A 14952-nucleotide genomic window follows, 5' to 3' on the forward strand; every position below is an offset into this window, starting at 1 on the left:
CTCGGGTGCCATTTGGAGTGCTCTCCTGGATGAGTCCGGGAGATTTCCGCCTACCTTGCGGTGGCGGGCTTGACGCGATGAGCGCGCCTGACGACTGCCCTCCCGGCAGCCGGGACGAGCGCGAGGCCCATCCGGTACAGGTGCAAGACGTTCCGGGCTGCGTTGTGGTCGGCGTTGCCGGACCAGCCGCAATCCGGGTTCTTGCATGCGAACGTGGCCTGGTCCTCCCGGCTGCCCGGCGTGGTGAAGCCGCACGCTGAGCAGCGCTGGGAGGTGCCGGAGGCGGGAACCCTGTGCAGGGAGCCGCCGCGCTGAGCGAGCTTGTATGTCAGCAGCTCGACCGTTCGGCCCCATGCCTCCTGGCTGATGGAGCGGTTCAGGCCGACTTTCTGGGCGACGTTCTTGCCTGGCTGCTCGATGGTTCCCTTGGCGGACTTGACCATGTTCGGGATGTTGAGCTGTTCCACCACGACGGTGCCGTACTTGGTAGCGATGTCGGTCGTGGTCTGGTGCTGCCAGTCCAGGTGCCTGCGCTTGGCTCTCGCACGAAGCTCCTGGATCTGGTCATAGGTTGCCCGCAGGCGGTTCGAGGTGCGCTCTCCTCGCTTACGGCAGGTCCTGCGGTGCGCGGCCCGCTGCTCCAAGCGGAGGAGCTTGCCCTTCTCCTTCTCGGTCAGCCACTCGTCGTGGTCGTACCTCTTTCCGTCCGAGAGGGCCAGGGGCACGGTCACGCCCACGTCGATCCCGACTTCCGGCCCGGCGTGGGGGTCGGGCTTGGGCTCCAGGGTCTGGACGCGGAAGGCGATCTGCCAGCCGAGCGCGTCCTTCACGAGCCGGGCTCCGGTGATCCGGTTGTTCTTGTTGGCTCGCTTGCCCACAGGCAGGTCCTTGGTCCAGCGGAACCGGACCCGTCCGACCTTGGGGATGTTGACCATGCCCCAGCGGCGGTGGACGCGGGTGATGTTCAGGTCGCGGCCCTGCGGAATGTCCACGGACATCACCGTGCGGAAGCGGGCCTTGAAGTTCGGCTCCTCGGCACGCCCGTCCCAGCAGTTCTTCCACGCCTGGAAGTACGTTTTCAGCACCGCCTGTGCGGCCTGGGCGGGGAGCACGCCGAGCCAGTCGATCTCCTTGCGGGCCTGGCGTATCGCGGTGTCCGCAGCGGTCAGTGAACGCTTGTCCTTCGGGAGCATCGTCCACCAGTCGTGCAGCAGATTCCACATCGCCCGCCCTGCATGCGCCTGGTCGTCGATCAGACGAATCTCGGGAGGAGACAGTGCCAGCCGGGCTCGATGCCCGAACTGCCGCTTCATCCCGACGAGTTCATCCTTCACGCCATGATCGTACCATTGGTTTATGTCGCCACGATGGAACCCCAACCCGGATGTACGCACTGGCCGCCTCGTCGTACACAACCTCCATGCCCACTTGGTTTTCGTCACCAAGTACCGGCGTGGCGTCTTCACCAACGAGATGCTGAGGCGCTGCGAAGAGATCATGGGCGAGGTCTGCCGCGACTTTGAGGCCGAGCTGAAGCAGTTCAACGGCGAACACGATCACGTCCACCTGCTCGTCCACTACCCGCCGAAGGTCCAGCTCTCCAAGCTGGTCAACTCCCTCAAGGGCGTCTCCGCCCGACTGCTGCGCAAGGAATACGACGCACACGTCCGCCATTACCTGTGGGGAGGGCGCCTCTGGTCCGGCTCCTACTTCGCCGGATCATGCGGTGGACCACCGTCGACCGTCGTACGCCAGTACATCGAGAACCAACAACGCCCCGTCTGAGCTTTCCCGCTTCACAGTGACGCCCCGGCGCTCCACGCCGGGAAGTCAAGCATGCGCTTCACCTCCCTCATAAACGAGGGAGCAGTGCGGAAGATCAGAGGTAGGTCAGCGTTCCGACCATGGTCCCAGTACGCGTCAGTGTTCTCGTACACGCCGTTGCCGCGGTCCGCGTCGTCCAGTGCTTGGTCGTGGAGATCGGGCCCGGCCACGAGGATGAAGTGGGCCCCGCGGGCGGTGAGAACGTTCTTGAGCCGGCCGAGCAGCAACTCCAGCTCCGCGATGGCCTCTTGCCGGTTGTCGGTCAGCTTGTCGACTTCGTCGAGGACCACCACCGGATGGACGTGCACCCTGCCCGGTCCCCGCCGCCGACGGAGCAGCCGACGCCTGCCGGGAAGCCGATCGGCCCTGCCCTTGTTCCCGTTGAGGAGATGGATGATCCGAATGAGATCGTGCTCGACATCGGTCTCCGAGTACGCGAGGAACGCGGCCTCCGTCGCCTACGGGCCCAACTGTCGGTGCACAGATCAGTCATCGGCCGACGGTGGCGCCGGTGCGGTGGGTGCCGTCGGGGGCGCCGGGCTGGGGGTACGCCCCCTGGCTTCGCCGGGGGGACCCCCACCCGGCGTTAGCTGGGGGAGGGTGAGGAGGAGCAGGGCCGCCACGGGGAGCAGCAGCGCGGCGCCCACCGCGTTCAGCCAGGCGTAGCTCGCGTGCGCCACCACCAGCCCCGCGGTCGCGCCGCCGATGCCGGCCGCGGTGTTCATCGTCAGGTCCGACAGGCCCTGGGCGGCCGCGCGGGCGGCCTGCGGAACGGAGTCCGTGAGCAGGGCCGAGCCCGCGACGAGACCTGCCGACCAGCCCAGGCCGAGGAGGAAGAGACCTGCGGCCGTACGGGTGTGGCTCGGGCCGGCCGTACCCGCGAGCAGCGCCGCGCACGACAGCAGGGCGATGGACAGCGAGATCACCGAGAAGCGGCCGACGCGGTCGCACAGCCAGCCCATCGCCGGTGAGAACGCGTACATCCCGGCGATGTGACCACTGATCACCAGGCCGATGAGTTCGATGTCCGCACCGTGGTGGCCCAGGTCCACGGGGGTCATCACCATGATCGCGACCATCGCCGTGTGCGCGCCGCTGATCGTGACCAGGGCCAGTCGCGCTCCCGGAGAGGCCGCGATCGCCGTCAGTCCCGCACGCAGGGAGCGCTTCTCCGATGCCTGCGCGTCGCCCGGCGCGAGTGCACGGGCCGTCAGCAGCGGATCGGGGCGCAGCAGCAGCGCGACGAACGCGCCCGCGAGCAGGAACACCGCCGCGGCCCACACGAACGGGCCGGCCGCGGCGGGGATCCCCAGGCCCGAGACGCTGCGGCCGGCCGGGGCCGCGATGTTCGGGCCGAGGACGGCACCGATCGTCGTGGCCCAGACGACCGCGGAGATGGCTCGGCCCCGTTTCTCGGCCGGTGCGAGGTCCGCCGCGGCGAAGCGCGCCTGGAGGTTGGCGGACGAGCCCGCGCCGAAGCCCGCCATGCCCAGCAGGAGCAGCGGGAAGCTCTTGGTCACCGCGCCGAGGACGACGAGACCCGCGCCGGCCGCGCCGATCACGTACGCCAGGGTCAGGCCGGGCCGCCTGCCGCGGCTGCTCATCAGGGCGGCGAGCGGCATGGACAGGACGGCGGTGCCCGCGACCGACGCTGTGGGGGCCAGGCCGGAGTACGCCTCGGAGCCGCTGACCTGCTGCGCCAGCACGGCGGCGAGTGCGATACCGGTGGCGACGCCCAGGCCACCGAGTATCTGACTGACGATCAGGACGGCCGCGATGCGGCGGCGCAGGGCGGGCAGGTCGAGTGCGGCCGGGGCCTGTGGCGCGGGGTCCGGGGATATGTGCGGGGGCGTGGATGCGGGCGAAGCGGAGGAGTCGGACACGGGCGCAGTCTGCCAGTCCCGTGCCCCGTGCAGCCACGGCATTACCGGGGACCGATGCGTACCGGTGCGGCCCGGGCGGCCTCCACGGCGGTGCGCAGGCTGTGGTCAGAACAGGGGCTGCCGTCAGAACAGGGGTTGCGGGAGTACGCCTTCCAGTGCCAGCAGAGCGCGTTTGGTCTCCAGGCCGCCGCCGAAGCCGCCGATGCCGCCGTCGCTTCCGACGACGCGGTGGCAGGGGACCAGCACCGGCAGCGGGTTCGATCCCATGGCCGCGCCCACGGCCCGTGCCGCACCGGGCTCGCCGACCCGGTCGGCCAGGTCCTGGTAGCCGACGACCGTGCCGTACGGGACGCCGGTCGCGAGCTCGTGCAGCACCCGCCGGTTGAAGCCGGCCGACAGGGACCAGTCCAGGGCGACGTCGAACGCGCGCAGGGTACCGGCGAAGTAGCCGCGCAACTCCCGGACCGCCTCGGCGAGCAGGGGGGCCTCCGACGCCTCCACGGGCTCGCTTCCGAACCGGTCGGCCAGCCGCGCCACCGCACGGCGGGCCGTCCGCTCGTCGGCGTGGAACACGACGTTGACCACGCCCTCGGCGGTCGCCGCGAGCAGCAGGGGGCCGATCGGGGTGCCGGTCACGGTCCAGGCAACGGTGCTCATGTAACGCAGGGTAGCTCCCCGACGGCGCCGGGAGCGCAGTCGCCGCCCGACGGCACCGGGAGCGGAGCCGTCGGGCGGACGCGGCCCGGAGCTACGGTGCCCCGGCTCCGGCGAGGGCCGCGGAGCCTCCGGCCCTGGAGCCCTCCCTCGTCGCGTCCCGGATGACATCGGGCTTGTTCGAGATGATCCCGTCCACGCCGTACTCCGCCAGCCGGGCCGCGGTCGGCCCGTCGTCGACCGTCCAGGTGAAGACCTCGAGCGGGCGACCGTGCGGGCCGCGGAAGCCGTGCACCGCTGCCACGTACTCGCGTGTCACCGTCTTGTGATTCGGGTTGATCTGATCCGTGAACGTCGCGTAGTTCGGCAGGTCGGCCACCGCCGGGGTGCCGAGGAAGCCGGTCTTCACGTCGGGCCGGAGCGAATGCACCGTCTTGATGGAGTCCGCGCTGAACGCCTGGATGATCAGCCGGTGCTTGACGTGGTACCGGTCGAGCCAGCCCCCCTGGCGCAGCTCCCGCAGCGTCTGCCGTTCGATGCCCGGGTAGAGCTCGGGAGCCTTGATCTCCAGCAGCAGTTTCTGGTGGTTGTCGCTCACCCTGTCCAGATACTGCTCCAGGGTGGGCACGCGCGCGCCCGCGTAGGAGGGCGAGAACCAGCTGCCCGCATCGAGCCGGCGGATCTCCTTCAGGGTGAAGTCGGAGACCTTCCACGGGGAGCGGTCGGGGAAGACCTCCTCGACGTCGGTGGTGCGCTTGAGGTTGGTGTCGTGGATCACCACTAACTCGCCGTCCTTGGTGCGCTGGACGTCGTTCTCCACCCATCTGATGCCGAGGTCGTCGGCCTTGTCGACGGCCGCGAGCGTGTTCTCCGGTGCGTACGCGGAGGCGCCGCGGTGCGCGATGACCGTCGGCCCGTGCCGGAGTTCGGCGGCGTGTGCCGTGGGGGCGGAGAGCCAGAGTGCGGAGAACCCGAGAATCGTGCCGAGGGCCGTTGTTGCGGCTGCGAGAGGGCGTATCTGCACGTGGACTCCTCGCGTCGTGTGTTCACGATGTGCCTGGAGCGTCCCAGCACGGGACCAATAGGGCACAGGCGCGGAATGGCCAGAAGTTGAACGGAGCACGTAAAGAGGTCCTGGATGAGTCATTTTCAGCCATGAAGACGCCCTATGCCCTGCGGGAGCCCGCTGTCAGTGGCGAGTCGTACGGTGGTTCCATGCGGCCCGTATCCCAGATCGAACGCACTGTGGCGCCCTTCGAGGTCGTCAGCAACTATCAGCCCAGCGGCGACCAGCCCACCGCCATCGCCGACCTGGAGCGGCGCATCCTGGCAGGCGAGAAGGACGTCGTGCTGCTGGGTGCCACCGGCACCGGCAAGTCGGCGACCACGGCCTGGATGATCGAGAAGCTTCAGCGGCCGACGCTGGTCATGGCGCCGAACAAGACCTTGGCGGCCCAGCTCGCCAATGAGTTCCGTGAACTGCTGCCGCACAATGCCGTCGAATACTTTGTGTCGTACTACGACTACTATCAGCCAGAGGCGTACGTCCCGCAGTCCGACACCTACATCGAGAAGGACTCCTCGATTAATGAGGAGGTCGAGCGGCTGCGCCACTCGGCGACAAACTCGCTGCTCACCCGGCGTGACGTGATCGTGGTGGCATCCGTCTCCTGCATCTACGGTCTGGGCACCCCTCAGGAGTACGTCGACCGGATGGTGCCCCTGAAGCTCGGTGAGGAGATCGACCGCGACCAGCTGCTGCGTCGCTTCGTCGACATCCAGTACACCCGCAACGACGTGGCCTTCACCCGGGGCACCTTCCGCGTCCGCGGCGACACCGTCGAGATCTTCCCGGTCTATGAGGAGCTGGCCGTCCGGATCGAGATGTTCGGTGACGAGATCGAGGCGCTGTACACCCTCCACCCGATCACCGGCGAGGTCATCAGCGAGGACCAGGAGCTGTACGTCTTCCCGGCCAGCCACTACGTCGCCGGTCCTGAGCGCATGGAGAAGGCGATCTCCGGCATCGAGGCCGAGCTGGAGGTGCGCCTCGCCGAGCTGGAGAAGCAGGGCAAGCTGCTGGAGGCCCAGCGGCTGCGGATGCGCACCACGTACGACATCGAGATGATGCGCCAGATCGGCAGCTGCTCGGGCATCGAGAACTACTCGCTGCACATCGACGGCCGTGAGTCGGGCTCCGCGCCGCACACCCTTCTCGACTACTTCCCGGATGACTTCGTCCTGGTCATCGACGAGTCCCATGTCACCGTGCCGCAGATCGGCGCGATGTACGAGGGCGACGCCTCCCGTAAGCGGACACTCGTCGAGCACGGCTTCCGGCTCCCGTCGGCCATGGACAACCGGCCGCTGAAGTGGGAGGAGTTCCTCCAGCGCATCGGCCAGACCGTCTATCTCTCCGCGACCCCCGGGCCGTATGAACTCTCCCGTTCCCAGGGCGTCGTCGAGCAGATCATCCGTCCCACGGGCCTGGTCGACCCCGAGGTCGTCGTCAAGCCCACCCATGGCCAGATCGACGATCTGGTGCACGAGATCCGGACCCGTGCGGAGAAGGACGAGCGCGTCCTGGTCACCACGCTCACCAAGAAGATGGCCGAGGACCTGACCGAGTACTTCCTCGAACTCGGCATCCAGGTCCGCTATCTGCACAGCGATGTCGACACCCTGCGCCGGGTGGAACTGCTGCGCGAGCTGCGCTCCGGTGAGTTCGACGTCCTGGTCGGCATCAACCTGCTGCGCGAGGGCCTCGACCTGCCCGAGGTGTCGCTGGTCGCGATCCTCGACGCCGACAAGGAGGGCTTCCTGCGCTCCGGGACGTCCCTGATCCAGACCATCGGCCGCGCGGCGCGCAATGTCTCCGGCCAGGTGCACATGTACGCCGACAAGATGACGCCGGCCATGGAGAAGGCGATCGAGGAGACCAACCGCCGGCGCGAGAAGCAGGTCGCGTACAACAAGGAGCGCGGCATCGATCCGCAGCCGCTGCGCAAGAAGATCAACGACATCGTGGCCACCATCGCCCGCGAGGAGGTCGACACCGAGGAGCTGCTCGGGACCGGCTATCGCCAGACCAGGGAGGCCAAGGCCCCCGTTCCCGCGCTGAGCGGCGCCGCGGGCAAGGGCGGCGCGAAGGCCGGGCCGGCGCCGACGGACCGGCCGGCCGCCGAGCTCGCCCAGCTGATCGACGACATGACGGAGCGGATGCGCGCCGCGGCGGCGGAGCTCCAGTTCGAGGTCGCGGCGCGACTGCGGGACGAGGTCGGGGAGTTGAAGAAGGAACTGCGCCAAATGAGGGAGGTGGGCCTGTCGTGACCGCGGTGATCCCCCGTGTGTTGCAAGAGCGCCACAAAGTGGGCTGACCTGTGCCGTGGCGTCGGCCACGCTGCGTAGGGTTTCAGTCCAGCCGCCCGGACAGGCGGTCGAGGGGAATGTGGAGAGGGGACAGCGCGTGAGCGTCAACTTGTCCAAGGGACAGGGGATCAGCCTGCAGAAGTCCGACGGGGGCGTCCTGACCGCGGTGCGGATGGGTCTGGGCTGGCAGGCGGCCCCGCGCCGCGGGCTGTTCGGATCACGGACGAAGGAGATCGACCTCGACGCCTCGGCCGTGCTGTTCGCCGACAAGCAGCCGGTGGACGTGGTGTTCTTCCGCCACCTCGTCAGCGACGACGGCTCCGTACGGCACACCGGCGACAACGTGGTGGGCGGCGCCGGCCAGGGGGGCGACGACGAGGCCATCCTCGTCGATCTGCAGCGAGTGCCGGTCCACATCGACCAGATCGTCTTCACGGTGAACTCCTTCACCGGGCAGACCTTCGCCGAGGTGCAGAACGCTTTCTGCCGGATCGTCGACGAGTCCAACGGCCAGGAGCTGGCGCGGTACACGCTCACCGGCGGCGGCCGGTACACCGCTCAGATCATGGCGAAGGTGCACCGCGTGGGCAATGGCTGGCAGATGACCGCCCTGGGCTCCGCCGCCGACGGCCGCACCTTCCAGGACCTGCTGCCGACGATCCTGCCGCTGCTGTAGCCGGCCGGGCTCCAGGCACCACCCGTACGGACGGCTCCCGGGGCACGGCTCCCGGGCCACGGAACTCCGCGGAGCGGGAGCTGTACGGCACAGCGCACGGACGACACGACGAGGGGGCGCAGGATGACGGCCGAGCTGGTGCGGGGGCAGAACCACCCGCTGCCCCGGACCCGCTTGGAGATCCGGGTCTCGGCGGGCACGCCCGTCGTGGCGGGTGCCACCCTGGGCGACGAGCAGGGGACCGTGCGCGGTGCCGAGTGGGTGGCCCACCCGGCCGCGCCGCACCTCCCCGGACTCGAGGTCTCGAAGCAGGCCGCGGCCGACCACCGGCTCGCCGTGGACCTCGGTGCGCTGCCCGAAGGGGTCCACCGGGTGAATGTGCTGCTCGCCCTGCCGGAGGGCGTGGGCGGGCCCGTGCGCTTCGGCGCGATCGCCGTGCCGTTCGTCGCCGTCACCGGCCTCGACGGCACCGAGGTGGCCAGCTACACGATCACGGGCCTGGACACCGAGTCCGCGGTCGTCGCCCTCGAGCTGTATCGCAGGGAGGGCGCCTGGAAGGTACGGGCCGTCGGCCAGGGCTACGCGGGCGGGCTGGCCGCCATGCTGGCGGACCAGGGCCTGCCGCAGGCCGCCGAACTCGCCACCACCATCAACGAAGCCGTCGTCCAGGGCATGGTGCGGTCGGTCTCCCCCGGCCCACGGTCCGGGGCGGCCCAGTCCCCGCCGCGCGCCGCCGAGGAAGGCGGCCGGGTCCGTACCGCCGCGACGGGCGGGAGCAGCGGAAGCGGCAACGGCGGGGGGAGCGGGAGCAACGGCGCGAGCGGAAGCGCAGAGACCGTGGGCGCCCCGTCGGCCCAGGCCTCCGAGCCCACCCAGCCGGTCTCCGCGGGCCCGATCGACTACCGGCATCCCGGCCGTACGCCCTCGGCGCCTCCCACCCCGGGGCCGGTCACCGCGCCTGCCCGGCCCGGACAGCCCGCGCAGCCGGTCGCGGGCGACGCCACCGGCTGGACGATGGACGAGCGGCTCTACAACCAGGTCTGGGGGATGTTCGAGGACCTGGCCAGGTCGGCCGCCGCCTACCGCAGCGCGGTCGCCTTCGCCGACTCCCGGATGGAGCAGGAGCTCGACCGCGTCCTCTCCGACCCGAGGTCCCGGATCGGCACCGAGGGCGACATAGCCCGCGACGCGGCCCGCGCCAAGCACACCGACCTGGTCGACCACGCCCGCGCGGCCTTCGACCGGGACCTGGCCCAGCTCACCGCCGAGGCCGAGGTCGTCGAGCCCGCCATGCCACCCGCCTTCGCGCGCTGGGACAGCCCGGTGTGGCAGGCCTACCAGGTCCCGATGGAGTTCCCGATGGCGCTGCGCCTCGGTGACCTGCATCTCCCGGAGTGCCCGGAGCTGCGCATCCCCATGCTGATCCGGCTGCCGCTGGAGCGCGGACTGTGGGTGGACAGCGGCCCCAATGTCTCGGCCGACGGCGAGCTGGCCGACCCCGTCGAACTGCGGCGACTCGCCATGGACACCGCCGTGGCCCAGGCTGCCCGGCTGCTGGCCGTCCACCCGCCGGGCGAGTTCCGCGTCCAGGTGATCGACCCCGCCGGGTCGGGCGCGTCCTCGCTGACCCCGCTCGTCGGGTCCGGCGCGCTCCAGGAGCCGCCCGCGGCAGGCGCCGGGGGAGTGGCCGCCGTACTGGGCGCGCTCACGCAACGGGTGGACCTGGTGCAGATGGCGATCCGGGGCGGCGCGTCCGACGCGCTTCCGCCGGATCTGGACACCGCCGGGCAGCTGTTGATCGTCAACGACTTCCCGCATGGATTCGACGACCGGGCGGTCACCCAACTGCGTTATCTGGCCGACGAGGGTCCGGACGTCGGCGTGCACCTGATGATGGTCGCCGACCGAGAGGACGCGCGGGCTTACGGGCCGCTGCTGGACCCTCTGTGGCGAGCCCTGCTCCGGATCACCCCCGTCCCCGACGACCACCTGGCCGACCCCTGGGTCGGGCACACCTGGACGTACGAGCCCCCACTGGTCCCGGCGGGCAGCCAGGTGCTGCATCAGGTCCTCGGGCAGGTCGCCGACGCGCAGCGGAAGTACGGCCGCTGAGCCGCGAGTTCATCCGGCGCTTTGCCTCGTTCTTGCCTTCCCCTTTACCGTTCCTTGGTGTTTCCGGTACTGTCCTTGGCGCGGAGGGGAGTACTCCTGCTGCGGCGTACCCGTCACTACGGATCTCTGAGATCCCGGGGCGCCGGCCCGTAGCGCGGTGCGCGATCGCGGGCGGAAGAGACCTCCGGCAACTACGACGCCGACGTTGCCGTACGCATGCCGGAGGAGCAGGACATGGATGTTTCCCTGACCGTGTGGGTGCTGACCATTGCGGGTCTGTGTGCCCTCATCGCCGTCGACTTCTTCATCGGCGGCCGTAAGCCGCACGAGGTCTCGATCAAAGAGGCCGGCACCTGGACGATCGTCTGGATCGTGCTCGCCGTGCTCTTCGGTCTTGGGCTGTACGCGTTCGGCGGCGGCGGGCCCACGGGCGAGTTCTTCGCCGGCTACATCACCGAGAAGTCGCTGAGCGTCGACAACCTCTTCGTCTTCGTCCTGATCATGGCGAAGTTCGCCGTCCCGTCGGTGTATCAGCAGCGCGTGCTGATGATCGGCGTCCTGGTCGCGCTCGTCCTGCGGGCGATCTTCATCGCCGCCGGCGCCGCGATCATCGCCAACTTCGCCTGGGTCTTCTATCTCTTCGGCGCCTTCCTCATCTGGACCGCCTGGAAGCTCATCCAGGAGGCGCGGGCCGAGGAGCACGACGCGGAGTACGAGGAGAACCGCCTACTCAAAGCGGCCGAGCAGCGCTTCGGTGTCGCCGACCGCTACCACGGCACCAAGCTGCTCATCCGGCAGCACGGCAAGCGCGTCATGACCCCGATGCTGGTGGTCATGCTGGCCATCGGCAGCACCGACGTCCTGTTCGCGCTGGACTCCATCCCCGCGATCTTCGGCCTCACCCAGGACCCGTACATCGTCTTCACGGCCAACGCCTTCGCGCTGATGGGCCTGCGTCAGCTGTACTTCCTCATCGGGGGGCTGCTGAGGAAGCTGATCCACCTGTCGTACGGGCTCTCGGTCATCCTCGGCTTCATCGGCGTGAAGCTGGTGCTGCACGCGCTGCACGAGTCCGGGGTGCACGTCCCCGAGATCAGCATCCCGTTCTCCCTCGGTGTGATTTGTGCGGTCCTCGTGGTCACCACGGTCACCAGCCTGTACGCGTCGAAGAGGCAGGCGCGGAAGCAGGCGGACGCCGAAGCGGGAGTCCGTGCCGGGGCGCAGCCCGAGCCCGAGTCCCGCCCCGAGCCCGAGCAGCAGCTCGACGCCTGACGCCGCCGAAGGGCCGCGGGGCGGCCCGGGCGTACCTCTCCGGCCGCCCCCCGGTCGTGCGGTGAGGCTCGCGCCGTCCCGGGGAGAGGTCTCCCATGCACGTCATCGACACCCTGGAGACGGCGGGGCTCGGCAACCGCAGCTACCTCGTCGAAGGGCATCTGCGCGGCTCGTACAACTTCGAGGGCGGCGGTCAACTCGCCACTTACCTGGCCTGGCTGATGCCCTGGGGCAAACGGGAGACTCTGCTGGCCGAGACGCCGGAGCGGATCGCCGCCGCCCAGCGCGAGCTGGCCCGCGTGGGCATCGACCGCCCCGCCGCCGCGGCCACCGGCGGACCGGCCCATTGGGTCACCCGGGGCGACCGCCCCGGCGGCTTCCGCCGCGCGGACTTCGCCGCGCTGGCGGCCGCGCTGCGCTGCGGGGAGCGGCCGGTGCGAGGCGGCGGCCAAGGCGGGGCTGACGGACCGATAGCCCCGGCTGCCGATGACCGGACTGTGGGCCCGCCGGGCCGAGTGGGTTGCCAAGCGGAATCCCGTGCCCGGCGGACTGCGTTGCCGGGCGGAATCCCGTGCCCGGCGGACTCCTGGGATCAGGCCGTGGCCGGTGCCGGGGCCTCGCCTGCCTCGCTGCCCGCGACCACCGGCCGCGTCTCGGGCAGCAGCGTGAAGCAGCCCAGGCTCAGCAGCGCGATCGCCGTGAGGTACGCGGCGACACCCCACGGCGGCCCCGGACCGCCCGCCACCGCCGTCGCGACGATGGGGGTGAGCGCGCCCCCGACGACGCCGGCCAGGTTGTACCCGACGGCCGCTCCCGTGCAGCGCACCCGCGGCTCGTACAGCTCCGGCAGATACGCCGCGATCACCGAGAACATCGTCATGAAGGCCAGCATCGCGACGAGGAATCCCAGGAACATCAGCAGCGGCTGCGCCGTACGCAGCAGCGCGATCATCGGGAACATCCACAAGGCCACGGCCGCGCAGCCCGTCAGGCACATCGGCCGTCGCCCGTACCGGTCGCCCAGCATGGCCAGGAAGGGCGTACCCGCTCCCTTGACCGCCACCGCCGCCATGATGCACGCGAGCATCACCGTCCGGCTCACCCCGAGCTCCTCGGTGGCGTACGCGAGCGACCAGGTCGTCACCGCGTAGAACACGGCGTACCCCACGGCCAGCGCCCCGGCCGTCAGCAGCACCAGCCGCCAGTGACCGCGCACCACTTCGACCAGGGGCACCCGGGCGCGTGCTCCGCGCTCGGCCAACTCCCGGAACTGCGGGCTCTCGGCCAGCGAAGCACGCAGCAGCAGACCCGCCAGGGCGAGGCCGCCGGCGGCCCAGAAGGGCACCCGCCAGCCCCAGGACCGGAATTGGGCCTCGGTGAGCGAGGCGGAGAGTGCGAGCATCACGCCGTTCGCCAGCAGGAACCCCACGGAGGGCCCGATCTGCGGGAAGCTCGCCCACAGCGCCCGCCGACGCTCGGGCGCGTGTTCGGCGGTCAGCAGCACCGCGCCACCCCACTCCCCGCCGAGCCCCAGCCCCTGGAGGAAGCGCAGGGCGAGCAGCAGCGCCGGAGCGGCGACGCCGATCGTCTCGTACGGGGGCACACAGCCGACGGCGACGGTCGCGATCCCGGTCAGCAGTAGCGAGGCGACGAGCACCGGCCGGCGTCCACAGCGATCGCCGACATGCCCGAAGACCACCGAGCCCAGCGGCCGGGACAGGAACCCGACGGCGAAGGTGCCGAAGGCGGCGAGGGTCCCCGCGAGGGGCGAGAAGGTCGGGAAGAAGAGCGGGCCGAGGACCAGCGCCGCGGCGGTGCCGTAGACGAAGAAGTCGTAGAACTCGATGGCCGTGCCCGCGAGCGACGCCGCGGCCAGGCGCGTCATCGAGGGGCGGCGGGCGGTGTCGCTGCGATCCGTCACGCCGCACTCAACGAGGTCCGCGGCGGGCGGGTCACCGGGCGCGCGGGAGCGCTTGGGGGCACTCCCCCAGCTACCGCCGGGGGTACCCCCACCCTGGGGGCACCTCCCAGCGTTAGCTGGGGGAGGTAGCTGGGGGAGTACCGGACGCAGCCGGTACGCCACCACCGCTTCAGTAGGTGACGGTGATCCGGCGCGCCGGGCCGTCGACCCGGATCGTGCCGCCGTACGGGATCACCTGCTGCGGGTCGGTGTGGCCCAGATCGACGTCGAAGACCACCATCGTCTCGGGGGCGTACGCCTCCAGTGCGCGCAGCACCGCCTCGCGCTGCTCACGGGCGTATCTCGCCTTCTCCTCCGGCTCCTTGGGCCGGTCGAAGCCCGCGGTCTTCGCCCGTCCCATAAGCAGCGCGGGGAAACGCCGCAACAGGCCGCGCTCGCCCATGTTCCGCAGGATCCGGAAGACCTCCCCGGGGCTCGGCATCTCCTCCGAGGTCTCCAGGAACAGCACACACCCCTCGTACGCGCTCTCGTCCGGCTGGATCTCGCGGTTCGCCATGAGCAGCCACGAGAGGATCTCCAGATTGCCGCCCCAGCTGATCCCCTCGACGACGCGGGCGGGGCCGTGCCAGAGCCAACCGTCGCACTGCTCCATGCGGGGCTCGGAGTCGAAGGTGGCGGGGTCGGCCCAGTCGCCGCTCCCGTTCCCGTACCGGTAGACGGGCGACAGGTCGTAGCGGCCGGACCGGAAGAGAGCGGCGCGCAGCGAGTCGGCGGTGAGCGGGTGAATCGCGCCGGGGCGGCCGAGCTCGGTCATCACGCTCGCGCCGTGGTAGCCGACGATCCCCTCGTTCCACAGGAACATGAGCAGGTTGGTGTTGTCGCTGTAGCCGAAGAACGGTTTGGGGTTGGCGCGGATCAGCTCGCGGTCGAGCAGGGGCAGGACGGTCAACTGGTCGTCACCGCCGATGGTGGCCATGACCGCTGTGACGGTCGGATCGGAGAAGGCCGCGTGGATGTCGTCGGCCCGCTGCCGTGGCGTCGAGTGCATGCGGCGGGTGCTCGGGTACTCCACCGGAACCACGCCGAACTCCCTCTCCAGCCGGCGAAGTCCGAGTTCGTACGGCAGCGGCAACAGCTCGGGCAGGCCGGAGGAGGGGGAGACGACTGCGATCCGGTCACCGGACCGGGGCTTCGGCGGGTACGCGGGAGTCGGCATCCACCGGAGGGTAGCCGCGCCGCGA

At 70.3% G+C, this 14952-nt stretch carries 12 protein-coding genes and 1 pseudogene; 6 read left to right on the top strand and 7 right to left on the bottom strand.

Annotated features, from left to right (window positions below; translation table 11 throughout):
• Positions 1-50: 50 nt before the first annotated feature.
• Complete coding sequence (locus ACTWQI_RS10465) at positions 51-1313, bottom strand: RNA-guided endonuclease InsQ/TnpB family protein (protein ID WP_443269639.1); 1263 nt, start codon at positions 1311-1313, stop codon at positions 51-53.
• A gap of 43 nt (positions 1314-1356) precedes the next feature.
• On the opposite strand from ACTWQI_RS10465, the gene tnpA reads away from it, so the two are divergent.
• The gene (tnpA, locus tag ACTWQI_RS10470) at positions 1357-1785 is read left to right on the top strand and encodes an IS200/IS605 family transposase (protein ID WP_443269506.1); all 429 of its coding nucleotides are present in this window, start codon (positions 1357-1359) and stop codon (positions 1783-1785) included.
• Between the two features lie 11 nt (positions 1786-1796).
• Here tnpA and ACTWQI_RS10475 read toward each other — a convergent pair whose 3' ends face one another.
• The 4 genes from ACTWQI_RS10475 to ACTWQI_RS10490 form a co-directional block, all read right to left on the bottom strand.
• Positions 1797-2132: a hypothetical protein gene (locus ACTWQI_RS10475; protein ID WP_443269507.1), complete on the bottom strand. Its 336-nt coding sequence runs from the start codon at positions 2130-2132 to the stop codon at positions 1797-1799.
• 177 nt (positions 2133-2309) lie between these two features.
• Positions 2310-3707 carry an MFS transporter gene (locus tag ACTWQI_RS10480; protein WP_443269508.1) on the bottom strand — a complete coding sequence of 466 codons (1398 nt, stop codon included), beginning with the start codon at positions 3705-3707 and terminating at the stop codon, positions 2310-2312.
• Positions 3708-3830: 123 nt separating this feature from the next.
• The gene (locus tag ACTWQI_RS10485; protein ID WP_443269509.1) at positions 3831-4364 is read right to left on the bottom strand and encodes a methylated-DNA--[protein]-cysteine S-methyltransferase; all 534 of its coding nucleotides are present in this window, start codon (positions 4362-4364) and stop codon (positions 3831-3833) included.
• A 91-nt stretch (positions 4365-4455) separates the two neighbouring features.
• Entirely contained in the window at positions 4456-5385 is a 930-nt protein-coding gene (locus ACTWQI_RS10490) for a glycerophosphodiester phosphodiesterase (RefSeq protein ID WP_443269510.1), read from the bottom strand.
• 191 nt (positions 5386-5576) lie between these two features.
• Here ACTWQI_RS10490 and uvrB point away from each other — a divergent pair, with 191 nt between their 5' ends.
• The 5 genes and pseudogenes from uvrB to ACTWQI_RS10515 all read left to right on the top strand — a co-directional run.
• Complete coding sequence (uvrB, locus tag ACTWQI_RS10495) at positions 5577-7691, top strand: excinuclease ABC subunit UvrB (RefSeq protein ID WP_443269511.1); 2115 nt, start codon at positions 5577-5579, stop codon at positions 7689-7691.
• 136 nt (positions 7692-7827) lie between these two features.
• Entirely contained in the window at positions 7828-8406 is a 579-nt protein-coding gene (locus ACTWQI_RS10500; RefSeq protein WP_443269512.1) for a TerD family protein, read from the top strand.
• A gap of 123 nt (positions 8407-8529) precedes the next feature.
• Complete coding sequence (locus tag ACTWQI_RS10505; protein ID WP_443269513.1) at positions 8530-10518, top strand: TerD family protein; 1989 nt, start codon at positions 8530-8532, stop codon at positions 10516-10518.
• Positions 10519-10752: 234 nt separating this feature from the next.
• Positions 10753-11790 (top strand): TerC family protein, encoded by a 1038-nt coding sequence (locus tag ACTWQI_RS10510; protein ID WP_443269514.1) that lies wholly within the window; start codon positions 10753-10755, stop codon positions 11788-11790.
• Positions 11791-11918: 128 nt separating this feature from the next.
• A pseudogene (locus ACTWQI_RS10515) lies at positions 11919-12218 on the top strand (MBL fold metallo-hydrolase); the annotation flags it as partial.
• Positions 12219-12382: 164 nt separating this feature from the next.
• Here the strand turns inward: ACTWQI_RS10515 and ACTWQI_RS10520 are convergent.
• Together ACTWQI_RS10520 and ACTWQI_RS10525 are read right to left on the bottom strand one after the other, a co-directional pair.
• Positions 12383-13675 carry an MFS transporter gene (locus tag ACTWQI_RS10520; RefSeq protein WP_443269640.1) on the bottom strand — a complete coding sequence of 431 codons (1293 nt, stop codon included), beginning with the start codon at positions 13673-13675 and terminating at the stop codon, positions 12383-12385.
• Between the two features lie 205 nt (positions 13676-13880).
• The gene (locus ACTWQI_RS10525) at positions 13881-14927 is read right to left on the bottom strand and encodes a S66 family peptidase (protein WP_443269515.1); all 1047 of its coding nucleotides are present in this window, start codon (positions 14925-14927) and stop codon (positions 13881-13883) included.
• Positions 14928-14952: the final 25 nt, after the last annotated feature.

This window comes from Streptomyces sp. KR80 (assembly GCF_052245555.1).
Taxonomy (GTDB): domain Bacteria; phylum Actinomycetota; class Actinomycetes; order Streptomycetales; family Streptomycetaceae; genus Streptomyces.

Bases quoted from the DNA above. Each gene is read 5' to 3' on its own strand.
- ACTWQI_RS10465 (WP_443269639.1), bottom strand. From the start codon at position 1,313: ATGAAGCGGCAGTTCGGGCATCGAGCCCGGCTGGCACTGTCTCCTCCC.
- tnpA (WP_443269506.1), top strand. From the start codon at position 1,357: ATGTCGCCACGATGGAACCCCAACCCGGATGTACGCACTGGCCGCCTC.
- ACTWQI_RS10485 (WP_443269509.1), bottom strand. From the start codon at position 4,364: ATGAGCACCGTTGCCTGGACCGTGACCGGCACCCCGATCGGCCCCCTG.
- uvrB (WP_443269511.1), top strand. From the start codon at position 5,577: ATGCGGCCCGTATCCCAGATCGAACGCACTGTGGCGCCCTTCGAGGTC.
- ACTWQI_RS10505 (WP_443269513.1), top strand. From the start codon at position 8,530: ATGACGGCCGAGCTGGTGCGGGGGCAGAACCACCCGCTGCCCCGGACC.
- ACTWQI_RS10510 (WP_443269514.1), top strand. From the start codon at position 10,753: ATGGATGTTTCCCTGACCGTGTGGGTGCTGACCATTGCGGGTCTGTGT.
- ACTWQI_RS10520 (WP_443269640.1), bottom strand. From the start codon at position 13,675: ATGACGCGCCTGGCCGCGGCGTCGCTCGCGGGCACGGCCATCGAGTTC.
- ACTWQI_RS10525 (WP_443269515.1), bottom strand. From the start codon at position 14,927: ATGCCGACTCCCGCGTACCCGCCGAAGCCCCGGTCCGGTGACCGGATC.